Below are 21,326 nucleotides of genomic sequence, written 5' to 3'. Positions count from 1 at the left end.
ATGGCGCGAGACTCCGGTGGAGCCGTCTTCGAGTTGTTGGCAGTCTTTGTCTTCGTCTACGCCCTCCAGCTGGTCTCAGCCTTCGCTGGCCTCGTGGGGAGCCTGTTCGTACTCTCCCCGCCGGTCTCGGAGCACCCGTGGACAGTCGTGACGAGTATCTACGCACACGACGGACTCGGTCACCTCGTCTCGAACGCGATTGCGCTGCTCATCTTCGGCTGGCCAGTTGCACGCGCGACCACACGATTTCGATTCCACCTCTTCGTCATCGTCAGCGGTTCACTGGCTGGCCTCACACAGATTATCGTGACAGACGTTTCGGGGGTACTGGGCGCGAGCGGTGCTGTCTTCGCGCTGCTTGGCTATCTGCTCGCGGGCAATCGGCTGTCGAGTTCACTCGCGAGTCTCGTCGAAATTCCGACGTGGCTGGCTCTCACTGTGTTTGTTATCATCGCGGCTGTCGTGACACTGGCGACGGCGAGTCCGGGTGTCGCGCTGATTGCACACTTTGTGGGACTGATGGTCGGGCTCCTAGCGGGCCGAATCGGCGTCCTCAACCCCGGGAGTCGACGCCGGGCGTCACCAGCCAGCGGCGTCTCGTAGCAGTACGTTCAAACCATCCGGGCGAGAAGACAAACCAGATGGCTTCCGGTATCCGCGCGACCATCGCGTTCTCCGACCCCGGTGACTGTCCGATTGCGGCAACAGCAGCACAGGCCGAGACACCAATCGAGCAGGTGTCGACATCAATCGGGAGTGACACAGCCAAAAGCGTCACCGAGTTTCTGGCGCCAAGCGACATCGAGCCACCGGCAGGCGTGGAACCGGCATTCTCCTACGGGACGGAAACAATTTACCGGACTGTTCACGACGGCGAGGAGTGTTGTCCCTGTGAGTGTCTCGGCAACCGTGGCTGTCCGGTCCACCGATACAACGCCGAAGATGGGACGCTCACGCTCGTCTTTCACGCCAGTGACTTCGAGACCTTACAGACCATTGTTGGAGACCTCCGGGACCGGTATCCCCCGGTCGATGTGCAACGGTTGCTGCAGCCACCGCTGGACGGGTCGCCCGAGGGCCGGGTGTTCGTCAACCGTGGTCGGCTGACTGACCGCCAGTTGGAGGTGCTCGAAACTGCGTACAGCCGTGGCTACTTCGAGCGACCAAAACGAGCCAATGCGACCGAACTCGCAGAGGAACTCGGGATTGCCCAGTCGACGTTTACAGAGCACCTGATGACTGCCCAGCGAAAGCTGCTTGACGACGCGCTCGAAGTCGACGCTGACCGGGCATGAAATAGCTTAAGGCCACGAATATCTATGTCCATGACGAACAAGCAATGAGTTTGGCAGAGGAGACAGAGATGGTGGCTGCGGAGATTAACGAGTTTCTAAGTGGGACGGAGACGGGTGTGCTCGCGCTTGCGGACGATGACAACCCCTACTCGATTCCGATTTCCTACGGCTACGACGCTGGCTCCGAGACGTTCTACATGCGGTTGGTCTCCACCCCAGACAGCGACAAGCGGGGATTTCTCTCCTCTGAGCCGCGGGCCAGACTGGTCATTTACGACGAGAATGACACACAGACGCGCTACCGGAGCGTGGTAGCAACTGGAATCCTCGAGCAGATCGACCCCAACGAAATGTCTGTCGAGGAAATCGAACAGTACGGCGAGGCACGACGGCCACTGTTCGAGATCTGGGGACAGGGAAAAGAGGAACTCGATATCAAACTATACCGACTCAATCCTGACGAACTGACCGGCCGACGAACCGAAGTCGACCGCTAATCTTACTCCGTGAACTCGGTGCTATCGACCGCTGTTGCACAGACTGGGCAGCCGTTCGACTCGATTGCTTTGCGCATCGTTTCGTTGACATCGATTTGTTGTCCACATGCTGGACATGTGAACTCGTACTCTTTCATAGGTTGATATCCGCCTCCTGCCTGTGATTCGGGCTCTGACATCCGCAGATTACCCTCTTGATTCGGTGTATGCTGGGTTTCCAGATAGAGCTACAACCAGTATATCCGGGCTGATTCAAGTAGGGCTCGACCTCGGTTTTCGTGCTCACTTATGATGTCCGAACAGATGCGGTCAAGCTTTTAAAAGAACTCGAAATTCTCCAAAGTTGCCACAATAGCAGCCTAATCAGAGGTGCGTTCTGAAAAGTCACGTCTCAGCCCTCATCGCTGGCTGTTGAGCACGGGACTCAATCGAGAGCGCTGAATGCTTCGATAACGTCTGCGACCAGGTTCTGGTCATAGCTCCAGAAACTCTCGTACCCAGTTTCGTGTTTCGTAGGCTCCAAGGCGCTCGTCGAGGTCAGTCTCGGAGTCGATGTACACTCCGTGCGCTGGTCGTCGATGCCATCGAGATACTCCCCGAACATCGGACACTTCACGCCTCTCCGTGGAACAGTTCTGCGGCAATACTCTGCTGAATCAGCGACTGAACCTCCTCCGGTAGCTCGGCCCGTTCGACCGTCCCCGCTTCGGAATCAAACTTGACGAACCCCTCGGCAGCGAGCTTCGGCAGATGGCAGTGGTGGAGTGCGGTTCGGATTCGCTCGTAGTTCACCTGTTCGCCTGTGGTCGCCGCCCAGCCGTACAGTAGCTCCGCGAATTCGTCGACCGTTCCTCTCTCAGTGGTGAGCAGCGCGAACAGCAGCCGCCGGCGTGACGTGTCTGCGAGCACCCGGTAGAAGTCATCGCTGGCGAATTCGACCGCGGTACTGTCCACCTCCAGGTCTGAGAGCCCAACATCTGCTCTGTCCATATGTAGATGTTAGTCAATTCATAGGTAATAGATGGATGGGCTAGTTACCTAGTGCCACAACCAACGAGACCGACTCAGTCGTCAGCTTCGCCGTCCTCGGCAACAATCTCGCCAAGGCCGTCGAGCGGACGGTCGGGATTCTGCTCGTCCAGCTCTGGCGGCGAGCCGAGTTGGACGTCGTCGCTGGCGGATTCTCGGAGTCGGGTTCGGCCACGGTGGACAGAAATATCGTCGTTGAGGTGCAGATCAATTGCCTCTAGCAGCGCGTCAGCCTCCAGCGGTTGGCCGAGGCGTTCGAGGTCCTCGCGCTCGGCGTTCGGGGGGACGTTGAACGCTCGCTGTGTGATGATCGGCCCCTGGTCGAGGTCGGTCGTCACGTAGTGAGCGGTCACGCCGGCAATCCGGACACCCTCTTCGAGCGCCTGCAGATAGGCCTCTGCGCCGGGGAACGATGGCAGCAGCGACGGGTGAACGTTGATAATGCGACTTTCGTACCGGAAGACGACGTCGGGGCTGAGAATGCGCATGTACCGCGCCAGTACGATCAGGTCAGCGTCGTACTCTCCGAGCAAGTCGAGTAGTTGCTGCTCGTCCGGCGTACCCTTCTCGTCGCCGATATTGTGGAAGGGGACGTCGTACTTCTCCGCCAGTGGTTCGAGGTCGTCGTGGTTGCCGATGACGACGCTCACATCTGCGCCGAGTTCACCGCTGGCCCAGGCCTCGAAAATCGCTTCCAGACAGTGTGATTCCTTGGTGACGAGCACAGCAATCTGTTTCGTGTCACGGTCGGCAGGGAACCGGACCTGTACGTCGACGCCGAGTTCCTCGCCCAACTCGTGCAGATCCTCGCGGAGGGTCTCCTGTGTGCAGACCATGTCGGCGGTATCGACACGCATCGTCATCCGGAAGACGCCTTCACGGACCGCCTGGTCGAGGTCCTCGATATTGATGCTTCGCTCGAACAGCAGCGTGGTGACGTTGGCGATAAGCCCGGTGTCGTCCTCGCCGACGACGGTAATTTCGGTGAATTCCCGGGTCATTCAGCCCACCTCGCAACGACAATCATACTCGTAGTGAGTGGGTCTGATGTGGATAAGCTTTCGTGTTCGACGCTTCGGGTGTGCTCACTCAGCCGCCAGCACTCGGAGTTCGATGCCATCTGGGTCACTCACAGAGAACCCCTCCGCTGTGTCGGCTACTGCATACTGACTACGGTCGAGGCGGTCTCGGAGCGCACCGAGAGCGTCGGTGTCGGGGAGGACAATCTCGAACCAGTCCAGCCCGCGGCGCGCTGCTGGTTCGATTCGACCGTTCCACGTGTTCGCGCCGATGTGGTGGTGATAGCCGCCAGCGCCGAGAAATCTGGCGCTCAACATCGTCGCCTGCAGGTTGAATCCAAGCGTCTCAGTATAGAACTCGTCGACGGCCGAAAGTGAGGAGACTTCGAGATGGATGTGCCCAATATCGGTCCCGGCAGGCGCGGTGTCTGCTCCGCCTGCGGCGGCTGCGGTGGTGTCGAGGTCAAGTGGATACGTCCCCATGTCAATCCGGCCATCCGCGCCAACCGGCCACTCCTCGCGTGGGAAGTCACGGTAGATTTCGACGCCGTTGTCTTCGGGGTCGGTGAGATACAGCGCCTCGCTGACGCCGTGGTCCGAGGCACCGTCGAGTCGCCACCCTTCGCGGATTCGCTGGAGCGCCTCCCCCAGCGCCGCCCGGGTCGGAACTCTGAACGCGGTATGAAAGAGTCCGGTTTCGGACTGCTCCCGAGCGGGAGCGCTCTCGTCTTTAGTTAGAACGAGTAGCGGCGAGTCCTCGACACCGAGAACGGTCGTGTCCCCAGATTCGCTGTGGACAGTCAGCCCAACGACATCGCGGTAGAACTCCGTCATCGCGGTGCTATCTGCGACCCGTAGCGCCGTCCGCCCGATTGCAGTCTCTGGCGGGAGTGAATTCGGCGTCGATTCCATACGGCTTCTTCGGACCGGGAGATGTTGTCGGTTGTGTCCGCTGGGACGCAAGGGCGGTGTTCGCTGGGTGGTGTTTTCTTTGGCAGAAGTGGAGACTGATGGACTGCAAACAACTAGAAAGCCCCCGCCCGCTTGCCTGCCCGGGACTTGCTGCGCTCCTCGTTCCACTGCGGTGCTTGCTGCGTCCGGGACAGAGCAAGCGGACGGCCCCTTTCAGTCCCACCCGCGGTGGCCTGCGACACACGCCACAGGGTGGGACTGAAGGGGGCGTTCACGGCGCCACGCGCCGTGAGCTCGGGAGAGCTTCTCTCCCGGTGAGGTTCTCGGCGACGGCGGGCGCAGCAAGCACCCACGGCGCGCAGCAAGCCCCCCGAGTCGAGAACCTCGGGGCTTTCTGGTTCTTCGAATCCCGTTTCGCCTATTTAAACACTACCGTTCGCTGTCCCCCAAACCACAAGCGTTTTCGAGGTGCCCACCCCCACAGCAAACAATGACAGCCTACACCGCGACAATCACTGTCCGGCTCAAGTCGGGCGTCCTCGACCCCGAGGCCGAGACGACACAGCGCTCGCTGGAACGGCTCGGTTTCGAACTCGAGGATCTGCGCTCGGCCGACCAGTTCGAGGTCGACATCAACGCCGACGACGAGGCGGCGGCCACAGAGCGCGTGACCGACATGACCGAGCGACTGCTCGCAAACCCGACGCTGCACGACTACGACATCACCGTACAGGAACGATGACTGTCGCAGTAATCCAGTTCGGCGGAAGCAACTGTGACCGGGATACGGTGCAGGCACTGACCGCGATGGGTGTCGACGCAGAACTCGTCTGGCACGAGGACGGCCTCCCCGAGGAACCGAGTGGTATCGTCCTCCCCGGCGGGTTCTCGTATGGCGATTACCTCCGGGCAGGCGCGATGGCTGCCCGTTCGCCAATCATGGAAGAGGTTCGTGACGAGGCCGAAGACGGAACGCCCGTACTCGGAATCTGTAACGGCGCACAGATTGGCTGTGAATCCTCGCTCACGCCCGGCGCGTTCACGACCAACGAGAGCGCGCGGTTCCAGTGCGAACGCGTTCACCTGCGCGTCGAGAACGCCGACACGCCCTGGACAGCAGCCTACGACGAGGGCGAAGTCGTAGAGTTCCCCATCGCCCACGGTGAAGGTCGGTTCGAGATTGCAGACGACAGACTCGACGAACTCGAAGCCGACAACCGAGTTCTCTTCCGGTACTGCGACGCTGACGGCACCGTGAGCGACGGCACGAACCCCAACGGCTCGAAACACAACGTCGCGGGCGTGACTGGTGACAGCGACCACGTTGCTGTGATGATGCCACACCCGGAACGTGTCTCCTTGCCGGAGCTCGGTAGTACGGAAGGCCGCGGTGTGCTGCGCGGGTTCAAGAACTAATCTGACTGGTGCGTCACGGTTCCGTCCGGGGCGACAATCCGCGGGTCTGGGACGTCGAAATCGGGTTCACGGCCGACCGTCAGGATTCGCTCTGTTCTGGTCAGTTCTTCGGTTGCCGGGCTCGGCTTGTTGATCTCTTCGTACTCGACAGCGATGCCATCCGCAGCCCCACTCATGCGGACGACGAGCAGTTGATAGGATGGGTAAAACACCGGCGGCAACACCCCGATAATACCGTCACGGCGGTGGAGTCGCTTGAGCCACGTCCCCGTGTTGACCAGCAGGCCATCCCCGACCTCGGTCACCTGCGGGCGGTGGGTGTGGCCATAACAGAAGACCGTCGTCTCGTCGGGTTCGAGCACATCGTCCGCAGCCGCAATGTACGGTGAGGCGGCGTCGACAGTCAACTCCGTCTCGAAGACGCCAAAGCGGTCGATGGTCTGGCGAATATCGCGGCGAATGAAGTATAACGGAATCCCGATGAGGACGACCAGTCCCGCGAGTGAGATGTTGAACGCGAGCAGATACCACGCTACGGTGCCCGCCGACCCGAACTGGCGCAGCGATTCCGTCGCGACGTCGACCGGCGCAGACCAGATGCCGGCGATATCGAGACCAGCCAGCACGGCGAGAACGATCGAGATGTTGAACAGGAGCAGGAATGGAATCAGCGAGTACCGGATGAGTGGGTTCATCTCCCGGTAAAAATACTTCGACAACATCCAGATCGGCATTCGCTCGGTCGGCGTAACTGCCTGCACGTCTTTCAGCCAGTTGTACCGGCCGCGGTCCGAGAGTTTTCCTGCTCGGCTCGTGACCAGCGTGTTGTAGTAATAGCCAAGCGGCGAGGCGTGTGGGTTACCCCAATCATCGATCTGATTGTTCGGGTCGCGCTGGTGGCCGTGTTCGAAGTAAACCTCCTGCTCGCCGACGGCACGAGTCATCGACTGTTCCTGTACGAGGTCGACGTTGTACTCCCCGAAGCGCTCGACGTACTCGTCGTAGGCAGCCAGTTCGTGGTCGTGATTGCCGGGTAATAGCGTGATATCGATGTTTGCTCCTGTTTCGCGCAACTGCTCGAACAGGTCGGGATAGGCCGCTTCCAGCGCGTCGAACTTCCCGATGCCGTCGATGGTGGTGAACTCCCACAACCCGAAGGCGTCGCCGTTGATAATCAGTTCTGCGTTCTCGTCGGTCTCGGCCAGTCTGTCGAGAAACCCGAGCAGTTCCTCCAGAAAGTCGACCCGCTCCAGTTGTTCGTCACCGCCGATGTGGAGGTCGCTGATGACGTAGTACACCCGGTCGTCGTCGGCCATCTGCCGTCTCTTTTCCGCCGACGGTGATAAGTCTGCGGTCAGTAGGCCAGACGGCAACACTGTCCGCTCACCACAGAACATATATTTTTGCCGGAAAACATTAAAAAACATGAATAACCTTATGCGGTTGCAACTAATCGGCATGGCCCTCCTGTTGACCGCGACAGGTGCAGAGTTGCTCCGGGAAGGGGTCACTCAGTTGCTGTGGGCCAGCGTCCTCGCGGTTGGGGCCGCAGTCTGCGTACTTGCCTGGCGCTGGCGGCTCAAAGCCGTGTTGTCGGTTCCGTCGGTTGATGAGTTGTATGCGTTGGCGATCAGCTTGTCTGTGGTGTTACTGGTCTCTGGCGGGATGCTCTGGCTTCGAATGGTCAATGCACCACTCTACCACATCCTCGCACATGGACTGCTCCTCGGCTGGTTTATCACTCTCATCGCAGAACGAATCGATCACCGGAGGGGAGTCCAGAACGTGGCTGAGGCGTAATCACCGAACCAGCGGCATCGAGTAACTCCGCTCGCGCTTGCAGACTTCCTCCCAGGTTCGCTCGCAGTCACAGGACACTTGCTCGAACACCGAGGGGTCCTGTCGGAGGTCGAAATCCTTGATAGCGCGCTGGACGCGGTCGTCGCACTCGCCACAGTTGTGCGCGCCGCGGTCGCTGCCGTGGCCGACTGGGTCGGAGACAACAATCACGTCCTCCTCTGCAGTCGATTCGAGCACCTCGGCAACCGACCACAGCCACGGCGGGCGGTAGCCGTCGTCGAAGTAGAGCTGTTCGACCATCGTGAACTCCTGGACGTTGGTCGGATTCATCGAGACGGTGTGACAACCCTCGACGGCAGCACAGCGGCGAATCGAGCGCTTCATATCCTCGATTGCTTCTGATTCCGAGAGGAACGGCGGCTTCATCAGTAGGTACGCCTTGATGCCTGCTCCGGCCTTCTGGGCAGCTTCGGCGGCGCGCTCGAACTCTGAAAAGTCGAAATACTTGTTGATGCAGTCGTGGCGAATCTGGTCTGTGGCGGTTTCGAGTCCGACCGCAATGTCTGTCTCGACGCCGCGGTCGGTGAAGTCGTGAATTTTCTCCTCGTCGACGAAATCCGGCAGCGACTCGACGACCATTCGGTCACGGTCGGCGAACGTCTCGGCGATAGCCTGGCGCGTTTTCGCGGGAATCTCGCGCTCGTCGAGGAACGAGCCGGAGGTGTAGATTTTGATCTGGCCGGCTGGCTCGTCGGCGTTCTCTTCCTCGTGTTCCAGACAAATCTCGATCTGGCGCATCAGGTCCTCGTGAGCGACGGTGCCACCGTCGACACTCTCGGCGACGTAGCCACACATCGTACAGCCACCGGCGCGGGCCCAGCGACAGCCCCCAGTGTTGAGGATGATCGTCAGCGAGTCGTAGACGCCGTCGGGCGTGTTGTCCTCGTCAAGCCAGACCCGCGTCGGTTCGCGAGGGTCGTGGCTCTCGTCGTTGCGCCCGCGAATCTCGCGCATCGCCTGATTGTGGGCGTCCATCCCGCGCCCTTGTTCGTAGACGTCCGGACTGGGTGTACTCATTGCCCGTCATTAGGCAGCGGCTGGTTTAGACGCTCCGCTTCCCACCGCAAAACAACTAACTTAGGGGACCCGGGCGCTGAGAGGAAGTCGATGACAGACGACGGTGGACGACTGGAGCGCCTCCGCGAGCGCGTCGGCACCGCACAGACGCGGCTTCGGCGACGCCTCCAGCCAGTCATCAAGGACCAACTCACCTACTGGCCGACAGAACTCGGCCGGCGTGTCGACCTCACCGGCGAGACAGCCGTCGTTTCCGGTGAATTGCCCGACGACGAACTCATTGTCTACGTCCACGGCTTTCTGGGCGAAGGACGGTTCGACATCGCGAAGACGAGTGGCGCGCACCAAGCGGCTGCCTTCCAGGAAGCGCTCGATGCCGAGTGTTCGGCCCGAAACCGCGAGCGGCCAGCGGTCGTCCCAGCGATGTGGGATTCCTCGACGACGTGGACGAAGGCAAAGGCTCGCTCGAAACGAGCCGGCCAGAGGCTCGCAGAGTGGTTGCGAGTACAGGACCGACCGGTCCATCTGGTCGCTCACTCACTGGGCGGGCGGGTCGTTCTGGAAGCCCTCGACAACGACCCCGGCGACTGTCTCGACTCAGTCGCGCTCTTTGGCGCAGCGGTCGACCCGGACTCGGTCTGTCGAGAGTATTTTGCGGGCATCGAGGCCCTCGACGGGCCAGTCTACAACTACCACTCCGAGAACGACCAGATCGTCTGTCGACTCTATCGCGTCGGGGAAATCTCTGCGGGACTAGGCTGTCGCGGAAGCGACTGCCGCGGCGGACTATTACGTTCGTCAGGACGACTCCCGTCGAATTTCACCGATGTCGATGTCTCAGAACAGGTGCAGGGTCACCTCGATTACTACAAGCCCGCCGAGTACACGACCGCCGGCAACTGTGTCGGGGCGTTCGTCGACAATCAGCTATAACGAGGGGCCTATGTATCGCCCCCCGATAGAAAGGATATGGATATTCGAGAGATTTCGGAACTCTCACCCGACGAGCGGACCGCGATTTTCGACCGTGAGAGCGGCGTCGAGGCTGTTCGGGGCGACGTTGCCGACATCGTCGACCGCGTCCGGACAGAGGGTGACGTGGCGCTGCGGGAGTTCGCCGAGGAGTTCGACGGCGTCTCGGTGGGCAACATCGACGTGACCGACCAGGCCGAACGGGCACTCGACCGCATCGATAACGACCTCCGGGCAGCAATCGAGGACGCCGCCGAGAACATCAGCGCCTTCCACGAACGAGCACGCCCCGAAGAGTACCGCGAGGACTTCGAGGGCCGTGAACTCGGCCGCCGATTCCGACCGCTGGACCACGCCGGCGTCTACGCGCCGGGCGGGACCGCCGCATACCCCTCAAGCGTGTTGATGGGCGTTATCCCGGCGAAAGTCGCGGGCGTCGAACACATTGCGGTTGCCACGCCACCGGCCGACAACCTTCCAGACGCGACACTCGCCGCCGCGGAGATTGCCGGTGCTGACGCGGTCTATCAGGTCGGCGGCGCACAGGCCATCAGCGCACTCGCCTACGGCACCGAGACTGTCGTACCGAGCGATGTCATCGTGGGACCGGGCAACAAGTGGGTGACCGCCGCGAAGGCCGAAGTCCGCGGCGACGTGGAGATTGACTTTCTCGCAGGGCCGAGCGAAGTACTCGTCGTCGCCGACTCGACGGCCGACGCCGAACTGGTGGCTGCAGACCTTGTCGCCCAGGCCGAACACGATACCGACGCTTCGGTTGCGGCAGTGACTGCCGACGAGGACTTGGCCGAAGCGATTGTCGCCGAGGCCGACCGACAGGCCGGCGAGCGCGAGCGCGAAGAAATTATTCGTGGAGCCTTCGAGAGTGCCGCAAGCGGCGTCTTCGTTGCCCGGTCGATGAGCGAGGCCACGCTGTTCGCCGAGGAGTACGCCGCCGAGCACCTCTCGATTATCGCCGACGACGACGAGGCGCTGCTCGAGCGTATCGACAACGCTGGCTCGGTGTTCCTCGGGCCGTACAGTCCTGTGGCTGCAGGCGATTACGCGAGCGGCACGAACCACGTGCTCCCGACCGGCGGGGCCGCAAAGCGCGTCGGTGGCCTCTCCGTCGAGACATTCCTCCGGTCGACGACGGTCCAGCGTCTCTCCAAAGACTCGCTGTCTGATATTCGGGAGACAATCACGACACTTGCCCGGACTGAGGGACTGGAGGCTCACGCCGAGAGTGTCGAGCGTCGGTTCGAGAAGTGAAAGCGGACCGTGGATAATTGCAAAACGGTCAGTTGAACGGATTTTCCGGTGACTCCAGCCGTGTAACGTGGTTGACCGCGTCGAAGTCGTCGTCGAAAGCGTACAGGTACTCGATGTTTTCCCGCCGCATGTACGCGGCGATAGTTGCGTCTCCGAACGATAGTCCGTCGTACGTCTGGAACAAATCAACCGCGCCGCCGAAGTCCTTCTGTGCTGCGTGTACGACTTCGAAGCCGGCAGACTGCTTCAGACGCTCGTAGGTTTCGGTCGCCTTCGCGTGGCGCTGGCGATTGTGAATCCAGTTGAGCGTTTCGAGGACGACGTAGTTCGTCACTCGTCCGGTTGGGAGATTGCCGTGGTCCATTCCGCGGACAATCTCCATCGCAACGTCGTGGTGCTTGTCGTCAGTATCTGCCATTCCAACGAGCACGCCCGTATCGACGACCGTGACCGCCATTAGTCACGCTCTGAGAGCGCGGAATTGTTCTCGTGTCCGGTGATGTCGTGCGTTTCGGAGCCACCGCCGCCCATCGCGACTGGTTCGAAGTCGTCGAACGCACCGCGTCGCTCTTTGACGACCTCCACAGAGAGTTCTCCATCGTCGTCGATGTTCCACCGAAGTTTATCCCCCGGTTCGATATCGAGGCGTCGTCGGAGGGCCGCTGGAATCGTGACCATTCCGCGGTCGCTGACTTTGGTTTCTTCGGGAGTCCCTTCGGTCGCCATACACGACGGTACAGGCTCACTCGGCATACATGTTGCGCCACATGTGGGAGTGGTGTTTACCTCAGCAACACTGGATAGCTGATCGACCGCAAACAACCAGAAAGCCCCGGCCTGTTTGAACCATGGCCCCTCCGTCGAAACTTCTTTTAGCTAACAACCGTCCAGCGACTTGACGAGGAAGCGCTCGCTGACATCGCAGACGCCGTGACGACGCTCGCTCGCACGAAGACTCCGAATCCACGCCGAGAGTGTGGACAAGCGATTCGAGGATGGAGAGTAATTCCGCCGACAGCTACTTGATGAGCTCGCTCGGTTGTACAGCCCCGTGATCGAGTAATTCGCTATCGAACGTAGTTAGCGTTGCATCGACATCATCCGCAAGCGCAAGCAATACACAATCGAGTGTGTACAAAAGGGACTCCCGTTGGTGACTATATGCCGTAATCTGATCGCTAATCTCCGGTGCGTAAATGTCGACCTGTGTGTAGATTTCTGAAAGCAACGATTCGACCTCTTCCTGCTCTATTTATTTCTTTTTCGTCAGTACTGACCGAAGTTCTATAAGATTTAGAATTGAGGTGCAGAACTCGTGTTCTTGATTGAGAAGTTCCGTCGCCGTTTCGCCCCGAGATGGTTCATCTGTGAGACTAGCAACGAAGACGTTCGTATCGACGAAGACTTTCGTCACGGTTCTCGTTGCTCTCGCACTGCTCGAACCGAGTCAATATCGACATCTGCAAAGCGGCCGGACAATGCGTCACCGAGTTTCGTCGTCGAGTCGTTTGGTTCCTCGGAACGATCTAACTCGGGGACCGCCGCGTAGCTTCCCATGTCTCTAGATAGTTGGACTGCGAACAAATTTCTTTCTATCACCCCAATTGCCGGCCACTTGGTGTCTCGGACTGCCGACAGCAGGACCGCCAGTCATTTTGCTGTTCACGCTAACCAGCGAGCAATGAGCATCGATAGCGACACTGCTGCGGACAGTGAGCAGAGTATCGAGGACCTCGCCCGGTCACTCGGAGACGCCATCGCGGAGTTACCGGAATACCAGACCTTCCTCGAAAAACAGGCCGCCGTCGAAGACGACGAGCAGACACAGGAGCAGATTGCAGCGTTCGAGTCTGCCCGCGAGGAGTACATGCTCGCCCGCCAGCGCGGCGAGGCGACCCAAGAAGACCTGCGGGAAATGCAGGACCAGCAGCAGGAACTGCACGAGATTCCTGTCATGCGGGAGTATCTGCAGGCCGAAAACGACCTCGAACTGCGTCTGCAGGCGCTCAACGAGTACGTCAGCGACCCGCTGGATATCGACTTCGGCGAGAAGGCTGGCGGCTGCTGTGAGGACTGAAGGGCAAGACGCTTACTCTCGCCCGCCACAGGGTCGAATATGACCATCCACAGCGACTGGGGCGACTGGCTGCTTCGTGACGTTGCCGAGGCTGACCCGGACGGAGTTGCATTCTGGTATCTGGGCTGCAACGGGTTGATTCTCAAAAGTGCCGACGGGACGACAGCCTTTATCGACCCGTATCTCGGGCTGGGTGACCCACCACGAACCGTCCGGATGATTCCGGTGCCGTTCGACCCTGAAGATGTCGAGGAAGCCGACGCCGTGCTCGCGACACACGAACACTCTGACCACGTCCACGGCGAGAGTCAGGCCCCGATTCTCGAACAGACGGGAGCGACCTTCTACGGTCCCGACGCAAGCGTTGCAGTCACCGAGGAGCAGGACTGGACCGACCGCTGGGCCGTCGACGACGACCAGATTCGGACTGTTGGAGACGGCGACTCGTTCGAACTCGGCGACCTGACGATTTCGGTCCATCCAGCCAACGACCCCGACGCCGAGCACCCTGTCGCGTACGTGATCGAGCACGAAGCGGGAACGTTCGTCCACGGCGGTGACGCACGCCCCGGCCAGTTCGAGGCGATTGGCAAGAACTACGACGTTGACCTCGCAGTGCTGGCCTTCGGGTCGACGGGGATGATTCCGGACAAGCAGACCCGCGAGCCAAAGCGCACCACCTGGTACAACGACGAGAACATGCTCGTCGAAGCGGCCAACGAACTCCAGACCGAGCGACTGGTTCCGACACACTGGGACATGTGGAAAGGACTGTCTGGGGACCCGACGGCTGTCCACCATCACGCGAACAGTTTCCCATATCCAGAGACAGTGTCTGTTGTCGAAATCGGCGACCGGTTCGACCTGTGAGCAAGTCCCTCAACCAAACAGTAAATAGGTTTAATACATCGGAACCTCCCATACGAAAACATGAGTGATTCACAGGCGTACGAGGAGGTAACCGTCTCGTCGGATGGGGTGACCGTCGTCAAGCGGTTCGAGGAAGAAGAGTTCCCCGTGCCGGCAATTGCGTTCGAGTTCGAGTCTTCTCGTGACGAGTCGGTGACGGTCACGATGAGTGATACCGTCCCGGAGGGTATCGAAGTGGAAGACCTGGGCTTTCATCCGGAGTACGGCAGCGAATTCTGGACAATCGACGACGATACGATCACCTTCGAGCGCGAACTCGAGGCCGAGGGGTCGTACACGACCGTCTACGGAATTCGCGCGACAGGCAGCGACGATGTCAAACAGTTTTTGACCGAACCAACAATCGAATCCGTCGACCCACCGCTTCCGGAGGACGAAAAGGCCGACCCAGAGGACGTCGTTCCAGAAAGTGACGATGACGTCGTTAAAGACGCCATCGCCGGCGACGGCGAGATTCCCGGCCTCGAAGAAGAAGACGACGGCGAAACCGAGGACGACGAAGACGTGGCGACACTGGAACTCAACGACCCGAACGATTCGGGGGCAGCGGCGAGCGAAGGGGGCGAGCAGACGGCCGAGGGAGGGGGTGGCGAGGCAACGCTGTCAGTCGACGGCGAAAGTCTCACGGCTGCGCTCGCTGCCGAGATCCGCCAGAAGAACGTCTCCGGAGAAGACCTGAAACTGCTGCGGCGGGCACTGGATGTCGCGGCACAGGAGGACGGCGGCGGCAGTGACCGCGCCCGGATTGCACAGATCCAAGACGATATTGCTGACCTCCGTGCGTACACGAGTGCGCTCGAAGAATTCCTCGATGAGAACGGGACCGGTGACGAACTAATCGAAGAGTTCGAGCAACAACTGAACTCGTTCGACGAGCGACTCGAATCTGTCCAGTCTGACCTCGAGGCCAACAGTCAGAACGTCTCCGAGATGGGCAGCGAACTCGAAGAGATGTCCGAGACTGTCGATACGGTCGACGCAGAGGTCGACTCACTCAACGAAGAGGTCGACACCGTGAGTGATACCGTCGAATCGGTCGAGGGAGAGGTCGACACCGTGAGTTCGGAACTCGGAGAGATGGAGACGACTGTCGACGAACTCGACGCCTCGATTGACGACATCGAGGACTCGGTCGCGGAACTCCAGGAGCAGGTCTCCGACGAGGACGTAACTGGTCGAGTCGACGAGATCGAACAGCAGATCGACGACCTGCAGACCTGGCAGGAACAGATTCAGCAGACCTTCGGCGGCTGACCCCAGGAGTGACAGCGAACGACTGGTTTCTTATAGTCGGCCGTCTGATGAGATGGCAATGAGCGATTCGACCGACGAGGTGCGTGGACGATGAGCGACTCTGCTGAGGACGTTCGTGCCTACACCGTCCGGCTCGAACTCGTCGACCGACCGGGGGAACTGCTGCGCGCGCTCCAACCAATCGCCGGCCAAGGCGGAAATCTCCTTTCTATTTTCCACGAACGCGGCAATCTCACACCGCGTGGCGACATCCCTGTCGAGGTCGACCTCGAAGCGACGCCCGGCCAGTTCGACAACATCGTCGACGCACTCCGCGACGCGGGCATCAACGTCATTCAGGCTGGGGCAGAGCAGTACAGCGACGAACTCACAATTGTTCTCGTTGGGCACCTTGTCGACACAGACCTCTCCGATACACTCTCACAGATCCAGCGCTCGACCGGCGCGTCGGTACGAGATTTCTCGCTGTCTGCGCCCGAGGGCGAACAAGAAGAATCCAGTGCACGCCTCCGACTCGCGACACAAAAAGGACAGGCACGGGACGTAATTGGTGAGGTTCGGGCAATCGCAGACGAGAAGGAATTACGCGTTGTCGAACCATTGCTCGGAGGTGAGGCAGTATGAGGGTCGCCGTTATGGGCGCCGGAGCAGTCGGTACGTCGGTGCTCAAACTCGCCGAGGAGTACGGCCACACAGTCACCGCGATGGCAGATTCGAGCAGCGCGACTCTCGACGGTGACGGACTCGACGCCGAGGCCGTGCTTGACCGGAAAAACCAGAAAGGAATCGTTGGCTCTGGCGACCCTGAAGACGCCCTCGACGGCGAATACGACGTACTCGTCGAGGCGACACCGACGACGCTCGGCGACGCAGAACCCGGCTTTGGCCACCTCCGGGAAGCACTGGAACGTGACCGCCACGTCGTCCTCGCGAACAAAGGGCCCGTCGCCGAGCGCTACAGCGACGTGCGTGACCTCGAAGCCGACAGCGCGGGGGAAGTGCGCTTCGAGGCAACTGTCGGCGGCGCGATTCCGGTGTTATCGACCATCGAGAGTTTCGGCCCCGACCAGATTACCGCCGTACGAGGTGTGCTCAACGGGACGGCGAATTTCATCCTCACGCGAATGCAAAACGAGGGGCTCAGTTACGAACACGTCCTCGCAGAGGCGCAGGATCTGGGTGTTGCCGAGGCCGACCCGACGTTCGACGTGGAGGGAACCGACGCTGCGCTCAAATGCGTCATCGTCGCGAACGTCCTCGGCGATGACGAGATGACGCTCGCGGACGCAACCGTCGAGGGTATTCACGAACTCCCCGCGAGCGCGCTCGACCTTGCCGACGACGACGGCCAGACGATCCGACTCGTTGGCGAGGTGACAGACGACGGCGTTCGCGTTGGCCCGCGGCTCATCGCAGACAACAGCGCCCTCGCGGTGTCCGGCACGCAGAACATCGTCCAGTTCGACACGACCTACGCCGGGTCGCTGTACAACTCCGGGCGCGGGGCCGGCGGTCCAGAGACAGCAACAGCCGTGTTTGCGGATATCGGCCACCTCGACTGACCTGGCCGCGCGTGAATCTCGGAAAATTGCGGCTCCGTCTGTCGATCTGTTGGCGTGGGATGCGTTCACAAAACCACCAGACGGCGTTCGTATCGGGGGCGCACGGTATCGAAATGATTTTATGAACTACCGCGTAAAGATACCGGTATAGCGCCTCTGCGCGTGAGATAAATAATGAGCGACAAACCACATCAGAACTTGGCCGTCATCGGCCACGTTGACCACGGAAAGAGTACACTGGTCGGACGACTCCTGTACGAGACCGAGAACGTACCTGAGCACGTCATCGAGCAGCACAAAGAAGAAGCAGAAGAGAAGGGCAAAGGCGGCTTCGAGTTCGCCTACGTGATGGACAACCTCGCCGAAGAGCGAGAACGCGGTGTCACCATCGACATTGCCCACCAAGAGTTCGACACTGACGAATACTACTTCACGATTGTCGACTGTCCGGGCCACCGGGACTTCGTGAAGAACATGATTACTGGCGCAAGCCAGGCCGACAACGCTGTGCTCGTCGTCGCCGCCGACGACGGTGTCCAGCCACAGACCCAGGAGCACGTCTTCCTGGCTCGAACCCTCGGTATCGACGAGATGATCATCGCGGTCAACAAGATGGACCTCGTCGACTACGAAGAAGGTCGCTACGAGCAGACCAAGGACGAAGTCAACGACCTGCTCAACCAGGTTCGCTTCGACACTGACAGCGTCAAGTACATCCCCGTCTCCGCGTTCGAGGGGGACAACGTTCAGAGCGCATCCGACAATACGCCGTGGTACGACGGCGAGATTCTCCTCGAAGCGCTCAACAACCTGCCGGAGCCGTCGCCGCCGACGGACGCCGACCTCCGACTCCCGATCCAGGACGTCTACACGATTTCCGGGATCGGTACCGTCCCGGTCGGCCGTGTCGAGACCGGTATCCTCAACACCGGCGACAACGTCTCCTTCCAGCCCTCTGACGTGAGCGGCGAAGTGAAGACCATCGAGATGCACCACGAAGAGGTGCCCGAGGCCCAGCCCGGTGACAACGTCGGATTCAACGTCCGCGGCATCGGTAAGGACGACATCCGCCGTGGTGACGTCTGTGGTCCTGCCGACGACCCGCCATCGGTCGCCGAGACCTTCCAGGCACAGGTCGTTGTCATGCAGCACCCGAGCGTCATCACCGCCGGCTACACGCCGGTCTTCCACGCTCACACTGCACAGGTCGCCTGTACTATCGAGTCCATCGACAAGAAGATCGACCCGGCCTCCGGCGAAACCGCCGAGGAGAACCCGGACTTCATCCAGTCCGGCGACGCTGCTGTCGTGACGGTTCGACCGCAGAAACCGCTCAGCATCGAGCCGTCCAGCGAGATTCCGGAGCTTGGCTCGTTCGCGATCCGAGACATGGGCCAGACCATCGCAGCCGGAAAGGTCCTCTCGGTCAACGAGCGATAACATGCAGCAAGCACGCGTCCGCCTGGCTGGCACCAGCCCCGAAGACCTTGACAGTATCTGCGGCGAGGTCAAGGACATCGCCGACAACACCGGCGTGAAACTCTCGGGTCCTGTGCCGCTGCCGACGAAGACGCTCGAAGTCCCAGCTCGGAAGTCCCCCGACGGTGAAGGGACCGCAACCTGGGAGCACTGGGAGATGCGCGTCCACAAACGGCTCATCGACATCGACGCCGACGAACGCGCGCTCCGCCAACTGATGCGGATTCAGGTCCCGAACGACGTCAGCATCGAGATCGTTCTCGAAGACTGACGACGGGACATCACGCGCAGGCGTTCCCGAACGCGACCCTGTAGCGTACGTTGATTTCGCGGCGGAATCCGCCGCTTGCGGGCTCGTAGATCAGTGGCAGATCGCTTCCTTCGCAAGGAAGAGGCCCCGGGTTCAAATCCCGGCGAGTCCATTCCTTCGGTCACTTCGTTCCCTCAGTCATTCCCTCGCCGACCTTCGCAAAACCTGCGGTTTTGCTCAGTCCCGGCGAGTCCACTCGCAGCGGCCGAGTTCTACGAGGGAGCGAGACTGGACGAGCAGAGCGTGAGCGAAGCGAACGCGGGGATTTGAAGCCCTACCAATCGCGCGCAACGTAGTGAGCACGTCTGGTTCCGGGTTCAAATCCCGAGAGACGCCAACGGCGTCTCTCGTCCTTCGCAAAACCTGCGGTTTTGCTCACTCCCGGCGTCTTCGTGAACGAACCTTGTGAGTGAACGAAGACTCGAAAGACGAGCAGAGCGAGTCTTTCGGTGAGTCCATACCTCTTTTTACTCCTTCGGGTTTCCTCGGTCACCTTCGGTGACCTGCGGGAACCGCTCTCTGCTCACGGCGCGAAGCGCCGTTCGCACGGTCAGCGAAACCTCCGGTTTCGCTTGACTTGCAAAAACTAGGGGAAAAACGACCTCCGGCCTCGCGTTGCTCACGGCTTCGCCGTTCGCTTTCGAGGTCTCACTTCGTTCGACCTCACTCTGCTCGGCCGGAGTGAACCGCGCCTTCGGCGCGGATGCTGGGAACTGGGAATCAGTTACTCACCCCAGAGGCGGGAGTATGGAGTGCTGAAAGCTGAGTGATTAGTGCCACAGTCCCAATCAGGTAACTGGCAGTTCGCGCACATAGACACGGACGACTGCGAACCTGCTCGCACCGTATCTCCCGCGTCATCGGCTGGACGTGACGTGGGACGGTGACCCGATACGACTCTCTGATTCCTGACGCCAGTCACTCCTCGTGGTCAACGAGTTCCGGCGTCCCGCTGAGGATGTTGCGCATTCCGCTGAGCGGTTCGCCGACCGTAATCCCGTGTTCGGTGATATTGAACTCTCGGAGCGTGCGCTCGAAATCACCCGTTCGCTTTTTCAGGACGCCGATGGCTTTCCGGAGTTCGCCCTGGATTTCGAGATGGCGAAGAAAAACGATGTTGTCAGCAAGGTAACTGATGTTTTCCTGTGTCGCGTTGAACTCACCGGTGATAGTTTTCGTCTCGTCGATAAACAGCGTCGTCACGCCCATGTTGTTGAGATATCGACCGAGTGCGTGCATCCGCTGGAGCATCGAGTCTTCGCCCCCCTGAAGGGTTAGTCGGTAGCCCGAAATCCCATCAACCATAACGATCTGGGTATCGTGGTCCTCGACCTCAGTCCGGACCATCCGGGCGAACTCCTGCGGTGACTGCTCCAGTGCTTCCACCTCTGTGACCTGCAGCGTCCCGCGTTCGAGCATCTCCTCGACGGGGATGTTGACCGCCTGCGACCGGGTCAAAAAGGTATCTCTGCTCTCCTCGAAGAGATAGATCACCGAGCGCTCGCCGCGGCCAGCGGCCTCTTTCATGAACTGGGTGCCAAGCGTCGTCTTGCCGACGCCGGTCGGACCGCTGAAAATGCTGACCGTCCCGCGGGAGATACCGCCGCCGAGCAGTTGGTCGACCTCTGGGATACCAGAGGGGATTTGCTCGCCGGTGAACGCACGGGTGTAGTCACCGGGTTCGAGCGCGGGGAACACACGAATTCCCTCGTCAGTGATCCGGTAAGTGTGAGTGCCACTCTGTGTTGGGGACCCACGAAACTTCGGCGCACGAATCGTTCGCCCATACTGGTCGAGTTCGAGGACGACTGTCCCGTCTGTGATGAACTCGAGGTCTTCAGTCGGGAGGCTCTCCGTGTCCTGAACAGTAAACAGCACAGTCGCGTCCTGTGCTTTGAGAAAACGCATGAACCCCACAATCTGTTTGCGGAACTGGTAGTCATCAGCGGTGAGAAAGCGGAGTTGGGTTACCGGGTCGACCACGACTCGGTCGGGGCCGATCTCTGTCACAGCGTCGACAATTTTGTCGGTCAGTGGCTGTTGTTCGACCTCTGCAGTCTCGAAGACCTCGTATGACTGGTCTTCGGTGAACACGTCTGCAGTCGGACTCAAGTCGAGAAACTCGATGGCCTCGGTGTCGAATCCGAGCGCCTCAGCGTTGGCTTTGAGGTCATCGAGGTCCTCTTCGAGATTGATGAACAGCGTCTGCTCCCCCGAGTCGACCCCGTCCTGAAGGAAGTGAAAGCCCAGAATTGTCTTGCCGCTGCCAGGCTGTCCGCGGAGCATGTAACTACGGTTTGCGATGAATCCGCCGTGGAGCACCTCGTCGAGTCCGAGGACTCCAGTCGAGAGGCGGTCGGTCACTGCTGAAGTCATGAGCTACTCACACTTCGAGTGTGAGATATATAAATTGCGAATGTTTAGTAGG

Annotated in this window: 26 protein-coding genes and 1 tRNA gene; 16 read left to right on the top strand and 11 right to left on the bottom strand. The window is 60.3% G+C overall.

What is annotated here, in order from left to right; all coding sequences use genetic code 11:
• Genes ACMGFM_RS00470 through ACMGFM_RS00460 form a run of 3 tightly spaced genes read left to right on the top strand, consistent with a single transcriptional unit; the run spans window position 1 to window position 1,792 of the window.
• Window positions 1-603 carry a rhomboid family intramembrane serine protease gene (locus ACMGFM_RS00470; protein ID WP_436900299.1) on the top strand — a complete coding sequence of 201 codons (603 nt, stop codon included), beginning with the start codon at window positions 1-3 and terminating at the stop codon, window positions 601-603.
• 38 nt (window positions 604-641) lie between these two features.
• The gene (locus ACMGFM_RS00465) at window positions 642-1,295 is read left to right on the top strand and encodes a helix-turn-helix domain-containing protein (RefSeq protein WP_436900298.1); all 654 of its coding nucleotides are present in this window, start codon (window positions 642-644) and stop codon (window positions 1,293-1,295) included.
• Between the two features lie 44 nt (window positions 1,296-1,339).
• Window positions 1,340-1,792: a pyridoxamine 5'-phosphate oxidase family protein gene (locus ACMGFM_RS00460; protein WP_436900297.1), complete on the top strand. Its 453-nt coding sequence runs from the start codon at window positions 1,340-1,342 to the stop codon at window positions 1,790-1,792.
• Between the two features lie 2 nt (window positions 1,793-1,794).
• On the opposite strand, the gene ACMGFM_RS00455 is transcribed toward ACMGFM_RS00460, so the two are convergent.
• The 4 genes from ACMGFM_RS00455 to ACMGFM_RS00440 all read right to left on the bottom strand — a co-directional run bounded on the left by ACMGFM_RS00455 (window position 1,795) and on the right by ACMGFM_RS00440 (window position 4,752).
• Window positions 1,795-1,929: a DUF7560 family zinc ribbon protein gene (locus tag ACMGFM_RS00455; RefSeq protein ID WP_436900296.1), complete on the bottom strand. Its 135-nt coding sequence runs from the start codon at window positions 1,927-1,929 to the stop codon at window positions 1,795-1,797.
• A gap of 475 nt (window positions 1,930-2,404) precedes the next feature.
• Complete coding sequence (locus tag ACMGFM_RS00450; protein ID WP_436900295.1) at window positions 2,405-2,782, bottom strand: DUF7344 domain-containing protein; 378 nt, start codon at window positions 2,780-2,782, stop codon at window positions 2,405-2,407.
• 74 nt (window positions 2,783-2,856) lie between these two features.
• Complete coding sequence (locus tag ACMGFM_RS00445) at window positions 2,857-3,822, bottom strand: formyltetrahydrofolate deformylase (protein WP_436900294.1); 966 nt, start codon at window positions 3,820-3,822, stop codon at window positions 2,857-2,859.
• An 84-nt stretch (window positions 3,823-3,906) separates the two neighbouring features.
• On the bottom strand, window positions 3,907-4,752 hold the full coding sequence (locus ACMGFM_RS00440) for a VOC family protein (protein ID WP_436900293.1): 846 nt from the start codon (window positions 4,750-4,752) through the stop codon (window positions 3,907-3,909).
• 490 nt (window positions 4,753-5,242) lie between these two features.
• Between ACMGFM_RS00440 and purS the strand changes: the two genes are divergently transcribed.
• Together purS and purQ are read left to right on the top strand one after the other, a co-directional pair.
• Window positions 5,243-5,494 (top strand): phosphoribosylformylglycinamidine synthase subunit PurS, encoded by a 252-nt coding sequence (gene purS / locus ACMGFM_RS00435; protein ID WP_436900292.1) that lies wholly within the window; start codon window positions 5,243-5,245, stop codon window positions 5,492-5,494.
• Window positions 5,491-6,168 carry a phosphoribosylformylglycinamidine synthase I gene (gene purQ / locus ACMGFM_RS00430; RefSeq protein ID WP_436900291.1) on the top strand — a complete coding sequence of 226 codons (678 nt, stop codon included), beginning with the start codon at window positions 5,491-5,493 and terminating at the stop codon, window positions 6,166-6,168. The genes purS and purQ overlap by 4 nt, the downstream gene beginning before the upstream one ends.
• On the opposite strand, the gene ACMGFM_RS00425 is transcribed toward purQ, so the two are convergent.
• The gene (locus tag ACMGFM_RS00425) at window positions 6,165-7,484 is read right to left on the bottom strand and encodes a metallophosphoesterase (protein ID WP_436900290.1); all 1,320 of its coding nucleotides are present in this window, start codon (window positions 7,482-7,484) and stop codon (window positions 6,165-6,167) included. The two genes, purQ and ACMGFM_RS00425, sit on opposite strands and share 4 nt — an antisense overlap.
• Window positions 7,485-7,593: 109 nt before the next feature.
• On the opposite strand from ACMGFM_RS00425, the gene ACMGFM_RS00420 reads away from it, so the two are divergent.
• Window positions 7,594-7,968 (top strand): hypothetical protein, encoded by a 375-nt coding sequence (locus ACMGFM_RS00420; protein WP_299272516.1) that lies wholly within the window; start codon window positions 7,594-7,596, stop codon window positions 7,966-7,968.
• On the opposite strand, the gene ACMGFM_RS00415 is transcribed toward ACMGFM_RS00420, so the two are convergent.
• Window positions 7,969-9,045 carry an archaeosine biosynthesis radical SAM protein RaSEA gene (locus tag ACMGFM_RS00415; RefSeq protein WP_436900289.1) on the bottom strand — a complete coding sequence of 359 codons (1,077 nt, stop codon included), beginning with the start codon at window positions 9,043-9,045 and terminating at the stop codon, window positions 7,969-7,971.
• A gap of 90 nt (window positions 9,046-9,135) precedes the next feature.
• On the opposite strand from ACMGFM_RS00415, the gene ACMGFM_RS00410 reads away from it, so the two are divergent.
• Window positions 9,136-9,978, top strand: a complete 843-nt coding sequence (locus ACMGFM_RS00410) for a DUF726 domain-containing protein (RefSeq protein WP_436900288.1) — start codon at window positions 9,136-9,138, stop codon at window positions 9,976-9,978.
• Window positions 9,979-10,014: 36 nt separating this feature from the next.
• On the top strand, window positions 10,015-11,286 hold the full coding sequence (gene hisD, locus ACMGFM_RS00405; protein ID WP_436900287.1) for a histidinol dehydrogenase: 1,272 nt from the start codon (window positions 10,015-10,017) through the stop codon (window positions 11,284-11,286).
• Window positions 11,287-11,314: 28 nt separating this feature from the next.
• Here the strand turns inward: hisD and ACMGFM_RS00400 are convergent, their stop codons facing one another.
• From ACMGFM_RS00400 to ACMGFM_RS00385, 4 genes are all read right to left on the bottom strand, one after another.
• Window positions 11,315-11,743: a type II toxin-antitoxin system VapC family toxin gene (locus ACMGFM_RS00400; protein WP_436900286.1), complete on the bottom strand. Its 429-nt coding sequence runs from the start codon at window positions 11,741-11,743 to the stop codon at window positions 11,315-11,317.
• Complete coding sequence (locus tag ACMGFM_RS00395) at window positions 11,743-12,012, bottom strand: AbrB/MazE/SpoVT family DNA-binding domain-containing protein (protein ID WP_436900285.1); 270 nt, start codon at window positions 12,010-12,012, stop codon at window positions 11,743-11,745. The genes ACMGFM_RS00400 and ACMGFM_RS00395 overlap by 1 nt, the downstream gene beginning before the upstream one ends.
• Window positions 12,013-12,538: 526 nt before the next feature.
• Entirely contained in the window at window positions 12,539-12,700 is a 162-nt protein-coding gene (locus tag ACMGFM_RS00390; RefSeq protein ID WP_436900284.1) for a type II toxin-antitoxin system VapC family toxin, read from the bottom strand.
• Window positions 12,697-12,843, bottom strand: a complete 147-nt coding sequence (locus ACMGFM_RS00385; RefSeq protein WP_436900283.1) for a hypothetical protein — start codon at window positions 12,841-12,843, stop codon at window positions 12,697-12,699. The genes ACMGFM_RS00390 and ACMGFM_RS00385 overlap by 4 nt, the downstream gene beginning before the upstream one ends.
• A 124-nt stretch (window positions 12,844-12,967) precedes the next feature.
• Here ACMGFM_RS00385 and ACMGFM_RS00380 point away from each other — a divergent pair, with 124 nt between their 5' ends.
• From ACMGFM_RS00380 to ACMGFM_RS00345, 8 genes are all read left to right on the top strand, one after another.
• Window positions 12,968-13,363: a YlbF/YmcA family competence regulator gene (locus ACMGFM_RS00380; protein WP_436900282.1), complete on the top strand. Its 396-nt coding sequence runs from the start codon at window positions 12,968-12,970 to the stop codon at window positions 13,361-13,363.
• A gap of 39 nt (window positions 13,364-13,402) precedes the next feature.
• The gene (locus ACMGFM_RS00375) at window positions 13,403-14,233 is read left to right on the top strand and encodes an MBL fold metallo-hydrolase (protein ID WP_436900281.1); all 831 of its coding nucleotides are present in this window, start codon (window positions 13,403-13,405) and stop codon (window positions 14,231-14,233) included.
• Window positions 14,234-14,293: 60 nt separating this feature from the next.
• Window positions 14,294-15,547 (top strand): hypothetical protein, encoded by a 1,254-nt coding sequence (locus ACMGFM_RS00370; protein WP_436900280.1) that lies wholly within the window; start codon window positions 14,294-14,296, stop codon window positions 15,545-15,547.
• A gap of 90 nt (window positions 15,548-15,637) precedes the next feature.
• A complete protein-coding gene (locus tag ACMGFM_RS00365; RefSeq protein ID WP_436900279.1) occupies window positions 15,638-16,171 on the top strand; it encodes an amino acid-binding protein in 534 nt (177 codons plus the stop codon).
• Entirely contained in the window at window positions 16,168-17,109 is a 942-nt protein-coding gene (locus ACMGFM_RS00360) for a homoserine dehydrogenase (protein ID WP_436900278.1), read from the top strand. The genes ACMGFM_RS00365 and ACMGFM_RS00360 overlap by 4 nt, the downstream gene beginning before the upstream one ends.
• A 174-nt stretch (window positions 17,110-17,283) precedes the next feature.
• A complete protein-coding gene (gene tuf / locus ACMGFM_RS00355; RefSeq protein WP_436900277.1) occupies window positions 17,284-18,549 on the top strand; it encodes a translation elongation factor EF-1 subunit alpha in 1,266 nt (421 codons plus the stop codon).
• Window position 18,550: 1 nt separating this feature from the next.
• A complete protein-coding gene (gene rpsJ / locus ACMGFM_RS00350) occupies window positions 18,551-18,859 on the top strand; it encodes a 30S ribosomal protein S10 (protein WP_159764203.1) in 309 nt (102 codons plus the stop codon).
• 79 nt (window positions 18,860-18,938) lie between these two features.
• Window positions 18,939-19,010: transfer RNA gene (locus ACMGFM_RS00345), tRNA-Ala, on the top strand.
• Between the two features lie 806 nt (window positions 19,011-19,816).
• On the opposite strand, the gene ACMGFM_RS00340 is transcribed toward ACMGFM_RS00345, so the two are convergent.
• Window positions 19,817-21,274, bottom strand: a complete 1,458-nt coding sequence (locus ACMGFM_RS00340; RefSeq protein WP_436900276.1) for an ATPase domain-containing protein — start codon at window positions 21,272-21,274, stop codon at window positions 19,817-19,819.
• Between the last annotated feature and the right edge of the window lie 52 nt (window positions 21,275-21,326).

Source organism: Halovenus halobia, from assembly GCF_051414135.1.
Classification (GTDB): domain Archaea; phylum Halobacteriota; class Halobacteria; order Halobacteriales; family Haloarculaceae; genus Halovenus; species Halovenus halobia.
Note: the sequence above shows the minus strand (reverse complement) of the source record. Positions and strands in the feature narration are given on the sequence as shown.

What these genes read in the sequence shown, in the direction of transcription:
- ACMGFM_RS00470 (WP_436900299.1), top strand. Translation starts at nt 1, where the DNA reads ATGGCGCGAGACTCCGGTGGAGCCGTCTTCGAGTTGTTGGCAGTCTTT.
- ACMGFM_RS00465 (WP_436900298.1), top strand. Translation starts at nt 642, where the DNA reads ATGGCTTCCGGTATCCGCGCGACCATCGCGTTCTCCGACCCCGGTGAC.
- ACMGFM_RS00460 (WP_436900297.1), top strand. Translation starts at nt 1,340, where the DNA reads ATGAGTTTGGCAGAGGAGACAGAGATGGTGGCTGCGGAGATTAACGAG.
- ACMGFM_RS00455 (WP_436900296.1), bottom strand. Translation starts at nt 1,929, where the DNA reads ATGAAAGAGTACGAGTTCACATGTCCAGCATGTGGACAACAAATCGAT.
- ACMGFM_RS00450 (WP_436900295.1), bottom strand. Translation starts at nt 2,782, where the DNA reads ATGGACAGAGCAGATGTTGGGCTCTCAGACCTGGAGGTGGACAGTACC.
- ACMGFM_RS00445 (WP_436900294.1), bottom strand. Translation starts at nt 3,822, where the DNA reads ATGACCCGGGAATTCACCGAAATTACCGTCGTCGGCGAGGACGACACC.
- ACMGFM_RS00440 (WP_436900293.1), bottom strand. Translation starts at nt 4,752, where the DNA reads ATGGAATCGACGCCGAATTCACTCCCGCCAGAGACTGCAATCGGGCGG.
- purS (WP_436900292.1), top strand. Translation starts at nt 5,243, where the DNA reads ATGACAGCCTACACCGCGACAATCACTGTCCGGCTCAAGTCGGGCGTC.
- purQ (WP_436900291.1), top strand. Translation starts at nt 5,491, where the DNA reads ATGACTGTCGCAGTAATCCAGTTCGGCGGAAGCAACTGTGACCGGGAT.
- ACMGFM_RS00425 (WP_436900290.1), bottom strand. Translation starts at nt 7,484, where the DNA reads ATGGCCGACGACGACCGGGTGTACTACGTCATCAGCGACCTCCACATC.
- ACMGFM_RS00420 (WP_299272516.1), top strand. Translation starts at nt 7,594, where the DNA reads ATGAATAACCTTATGCGGTTGCAACTAATCGGCATGGCCCTCCTGTTG.
- ACMGFM_RS00415 (WP_436900289.1), bottom strand. Translation starts at nt 9,045, where the DNA reads ATGAGTACACCCAGTCCGGACGTCTACGAACAAGGGCGCGGGATGGAC.
- ACMGFM_RS00410 (WP_436900288.1), top strand. Translation starts at nt 9,136, where the DNA reads ATGACAGACGACGGTGGACGACTGGAGCGCCTCCGCGAGCGCGTCGGC.
- hisD (WP_436900287.1), top strand. Translation starts at nt 10,015, where the DNA reads ATGGATATTCGAGAGATTTCGGAACTCTCACCCGACGAGCGGACCGCG.
- ACMGFM_RS00400 (WP_436900286.1), bottom strand. Translation starts at nt 11,743, where the DNA reads ATGGCGGTCACGGTCGTCGATACGGGCGTGCTCGTTGGAATGGCAGAT.
- ACMGFM_RS00395 (WP_436900285.1), bottom strand. Translation starts at nt 12,012, where the DNA reads ATGGCGACCGAAGGGACTCCCGAAGAAACCAAAGTCAGCGACCGCGGA.
- ACMGFM_RS00385 (WP_436900283.1), bottom strand. Translation starts at nt 12,843, where the DNA reads ATGGGAAGCTACGCGGCGGTCCCCGAGTTAGATCGTTCCGAGGAACCA.
- ACMGFM_RS00380 (WP_436900282.1), top strand. Translation starts at nt 12,968, where the DNA reads ATGAGCATCGATAGCGACACTGCTGCGGACAGTGAGCAGAGTATCGAG.
- ACMGFM_RS00375 (WP_436900281.1), top strand. Translation starts at nt 13,403, where the DNA reads ATGACCATCCACAGCGACTGGGGCGACTGGCTGCTTCGTGACGTTGCC.
- ACMGFM_RS00370 (WP_436900280.1), top strand. Translation starts at nt 14,294, where the DNA reads ATGAGTGATTCACAGGCGTACGAGGAGGTAACCGTCTCGTCGGATGGG.
- ACMGFM_RS00365 (WP_436900279.1), top strand. Translation starts at nt 15,638, where the DNA reads ATGAGCGACTCTGCTGAGGACGTTCGTGCCTACACCGTCCGGCTCGAA.
- ACMGFM_RS00360 (WP_436900278.1), top strand. Translation starts at nt 16,168, where the DNA reads ATGAGGGTCGCCGTTATGGGCGCCGGAGCAGTCGGTACGTCGGTGCTC.
- tuf (WP_436900277.1), top strand. Translation starts at nt 17,284, where the DNA reads ATGAGCGACAAACCACATCAGAACTTGGCCGTCATCGGCCACGTTGAC.
- rpsJ (WP_159764203.1), top strand. Translation starts at nt 18,551, where the DNA reads ATGCAGCAAGCACGCGTCCGCCTGGCTGGCACCAGCCCCGAAGACCTT.
- ACMGFM_RS00340 (WP_436900276.1), bottom strand. Translation starts at nt 21,274, where the DNA reads ATGACTTCAGCAGTGACCGACCGCCTCTCGACTGGAGTCCTCGGACTC.